At 36.2% G+C, this 3,629-nt stretch carries 4 protein-coding genes; all 4 read right to left on the bottom strand.

From position 1 onward, the window contains the following. Positions 1–56: 56 nt before the first annotated feature. The gene (locus tag E1171_RS04985) at positions 57–809 is read right to left on the bottom strand and encodes a head GIN domain-containing protein (protein WP_155204692.1); all 753 of its coding nucleotides are present in this window, start codon (positions 807–809) and stop codon (positions 57–59) included. A 105-nt stretch (positions 810–914) separates the two neighbouring features. Beyond that, entirely contained in the window at positions 915–1,712 is a 798-nt protein-coding gene (locus E1171_RS04980) for a head GIN domain-containing protein (protein WP_155204690.1), read from the bottom strand. Between the two features lie 62 nt (positions 1,713–1,774). Continuing rightward, positions 1,775–2,518 (bottom strand): head GIN domain-containing protein, encoded by a 744-nt coding sequence (locus E1171_RS04975; RefSeq protein ID WP_155204688.1) that lies wholly within the window; start codon positions 2,516–2,518, stop codon positions 1,775–1,777. Between the two features lie 297 nt (positions 2,519–2,815). Then, positions 2,816–3,629: outer membrane beta-barrel family protein (locus E1171_RS04970; RefSeq protein WP_155204686.1), on the bottom strand; the 814-nt coding region annotated here is incomplete at its 5' end.

The raw sequence follows: 3,629 nt of genomic DNA, 5'->3' as shown, positions 1-3,629 counted from the left end.
GAAGTTTTTTATAAAAAACTTCGGCTTTTTCGATTCTTGTCCAGTAACATTTGATCCTACATGGAATCAACAGCTTTTACACTTCCAGAACCTGATACACTAGTAGAAACTCTAGGAGATCCTTGGTACCTAACTCTCCCACTTCCAGAAATACTTACTTTTAGATTTTTACTTGCCGTCACTTCCCCTTTACCTGAGCCCGACATGCTTATGGAAGCATCTTCCGTATCCAATTCATAAGCTAATAAATCTCCTGAGCCACTTGAACGAAAATCCAAGGATTGAGCAGTCCCAAACAATTCTATCTTCCCAGAACCACTAATTGATGCCTTTACTAAGCCAGTATTTTCTTGTTCCATTCGAATATATCCACTACCGGAGATTCTTAAATCCAACTGATCAGCTCCTTCAAACGAAGTTTGTCCCAAGATTTTACCTGAACCACTAATTGTAGCTTTTCTAACTTCAGGAACAGTAATATAAATCCGAATCTTTTTAAAATCCCTTGCTGAAGTACCCTCTGGAAAACGGATTTTCCAGGATTGATCACTTACTTCCGTTTGAATATAATCAATAATATTTTCCTGGGCTTCCACCTCCACCTTTTGGACATTTCCTTTTGTTAAATAAACATCAGCCGGCAAGCTAAGCTTTATTCCATTAAAAGCTTCTAATTGAAGCTCCTTCTTAACGACCTCACCTTCTCCACTTATGCTATCATAATAATAATTCCGAATACAACTACTAAATACCACTAAGGTTACAAAGGCAAGCGTTAATACACTAAAAGATTTATAAATTCTCATCATTCTTAAAATTTATTTTATAATAAAAGATCTCTACTAAAGACTAAATTTCTTAGTTTATTTAAATTATTTTTTAGCTAAAATTAAGTTAAGGCTCCTGAACACACCTCAAAGTTGCCGGACACTTCCCGATCCGTAAATCTTGGATTGCAATTGAGGCTCTCCCTGATACCTGACATCACCACTTCCTGAAATCTTCACTTGCAATTGTTTGTTGGCATGAACTTTGGCATTGCCAGACCCTCTCACTACAACAGAAGTTTCATCGGATTTTAACTCGGAAGCGTTTAATCTTCCTGAACCAGAAACTTTCACATCCATTAATTGGCTTTGGCCTTTCAATTCCATCTTCCCAGAACCTCTCACTGAAACCAATATACTTTTTGCATGCGCTTCCAAACTCATTTTTCCACTTCCGGACAAACGCAATTCTAATGATTCATTCACCGTAAAAGGACTTTCTCCAAAAAGTTTTCCCGAACCGCTAACCGCAACTTTTTCCAATTCAGGAACAGTAATGTAAATGGTAACCGGCTTATAGCGGTTATAACCCTCATGGGGATCATCCTGCCAATCGTCAAAATTTCTTTGTTGATTATTTTTTAAAGCAGCAAGATAGGATTTCCTAGGAAAACGAATGTCCCAATGTTCACCCTTCACTTCCTTGACAATCTTATCAATGATATTTTGTTGTCCTTCCACTATTACAGTCTGTTGATTCCCTTGTTTTAGAATTACTTTTGCTGGAATTTCTAATTTTAGGCTTTTAAAGGAAGGTAATGTTAGCCCCTGGCTAACCACCTCTCCCTTACCAGTTAAGCTTACCCTTTCGTAAAATCCCCTACAACTAACTAGAGAAACCATCACTAAAGTGAAAATCAAAAGCGGTTGAATTTTTTCTTTCATGACATTTTACCGTAGTATTCCTTTAAACTTATAAATGGATCATTTTTAAATAAAACAGAATATTAATTGGCCTTTCTAACCTTGCCGGAACCTGCGCTTGAGATGGACACCCTTGGTTCTCCCTGATAATATACATCTCCACTTCCTGCCACCCGTACATCCAAATCATCCTCAACAAATACTTCGCTTCTACCCGAGCCAGCTATTGAAATACTTGCCATTTTCGCTTTCAAATCATAAGCTTTGAACTTACCTGAACCTGCAATACTTAACTTGAGACGGTCTGTTTGTCCCTCTACATTTATGTTTCCTGAACCTGCAATGGATGCACGTAGGGCTTTTACCTGCTGATTTTCAAAAATAATATCTCCACTACCGGCAATAGAAAGGTTTAATTGATTAGGGTTTGAAATAGATTCTTTGGCAATAATACTTCCCGAACTACCAATTCCTGCTGCTTTAAGCTCTTTCACGGTAATATAAATCGTAATAGGCTTATGAAATCGAATACGACTTCTCCTAGGGAAGCTTATATCCCAAACACCATTTCTTACCTGAGTTTGGATTTGGTCAATTATTTTGGGCTCAGCCACAATTTCCACTTTTTGAAGATTACCTTTTTTTAGAATTACTTCTGCATCTATAGAAAGATCAATACTATGGAATGGCTTTAAGTCCAATGTTCTGGAATGTGATTCTTCACCGTCTCCTATTAATTTTTCTTTTCCTACATTAGACATACTCAACAGCCCCAAAAGCAATAAAGGAAGGAGGAAAAATTTCAACTTTTGACTTTTTATTCTCATCGCTCTTAATGTTTTAGATTAATTATATTTTTAACAGTTTACTTTGTCTCAATACACTTGATTTCAATAAAATTAGTATCCTTAAAATCATCAATAAATTAGAAAATACTGTACCAAACCCCAATCAAAATCACAAATAACTATAAATCAACAAATTACAACCAAGCAACTCCACCACAAATGTACATTATCGAACACTAACCGTATAAAAATGGGAAAGACAAAAGGGTTAGCAACATAAAAGGTTGTCGAACTGAACCGACAACCTTTCTCTAAACCGAAAACATTGTAAATTAATTACAATCTATTTCTTTCCTCAGAATTACTAGTTCTTCTCTTACCTTTGCTCTTCACTGTACTTTTACCAAAATTATAATTAAAACTTAGACGTACAGATCGACTATCCCAAGTATTTATATTACTGCCTTGGATCCCCTCCATAATATTTTTTGAACGCCATCCATCCCAAAAGAAAGGGTCATTTATATTTAATGCAATAGAGCCTTTCTCCTTTAGCACAGGCTTTCGAAAGCCAAAATTCAGTAAAAATCTATCTTGATACCGATTGTAACCGTCCAAGCCTCCAGAAATGTAGGTTGCATTTAATTCAGCTTTTATTCCATGGGGCAAACTGAAAGTGTTTGAGGAAGAAATATAAGCCGTAACCACTCTATTCTCCATAAGCTCTTCTTCATAGATAAAGTTCTCCACATAATATGATAGGGTTGCAGCATTATTCATCGACCACCATTTGGTAAGCGTGACCGGTGCAACAAATCTTACCCCATAGTTTTGCCTAGGATTAACATTTTGTGTAAAGTATCGCAATATGTCTTCCTCTTCATCCCTCTCAGGAACCTGAGAGATAGGATTAGTAATGTATTGATGATAAGCAGTTACCATATAACTCTTCAAAAAGGTATAACCCAACTCTGTATTATGAATAATGGATGGCTTAAGAAAAGGATTACCTTCCGCATAAGAAGTAGGGTTCACGTAAAGCTTCAATGGGTTAAGATTCCAATAATTAGGTCGTTGAATTCTTTTTCCATAAGAAAGACTCCATTGATGATTGTCACTTGCTTTATATTGCAAGGAAAGATTTGGGAAA

The organism is Xanthovirga aplysinae (assembly GCF_009711365.1).
Taxonomy (GTDB): Bacteria; Bacteroidota; Bacteroidia; order Cytophagales; family Cyclobacteriaceae; genus Xanthovirga; species Xanthovirga aplysinae.
Note: the sequence above shows the minus strand (reverse complement) of the source record. Positions and strands in the feature narration are given on the sequence as shown.

Coding starts and splice junctions, on each gene's coding strand:
- E1171_RS04975 (WP_155204688.1), bottom strand. CDS start 2,518: ATGAGAATAAAAAGTCAAAAGTTGAAATTTTTCCTCCTTCCTTTATTG.
- E1171_RS04985 (WP_155204692.1), bottom strand. CDS start 809: ATGATGAGAATTTATAAATCTTTTAGTGTATTAACGCTTGCCTTTGTA.
- E1171_RS04980 (WP_155204690.1), bottom strand. CDS start 1,712: ATGAAAGAAAAAATTCAACCGCTTTTGATTTTCACTTTAGTGATGGTT.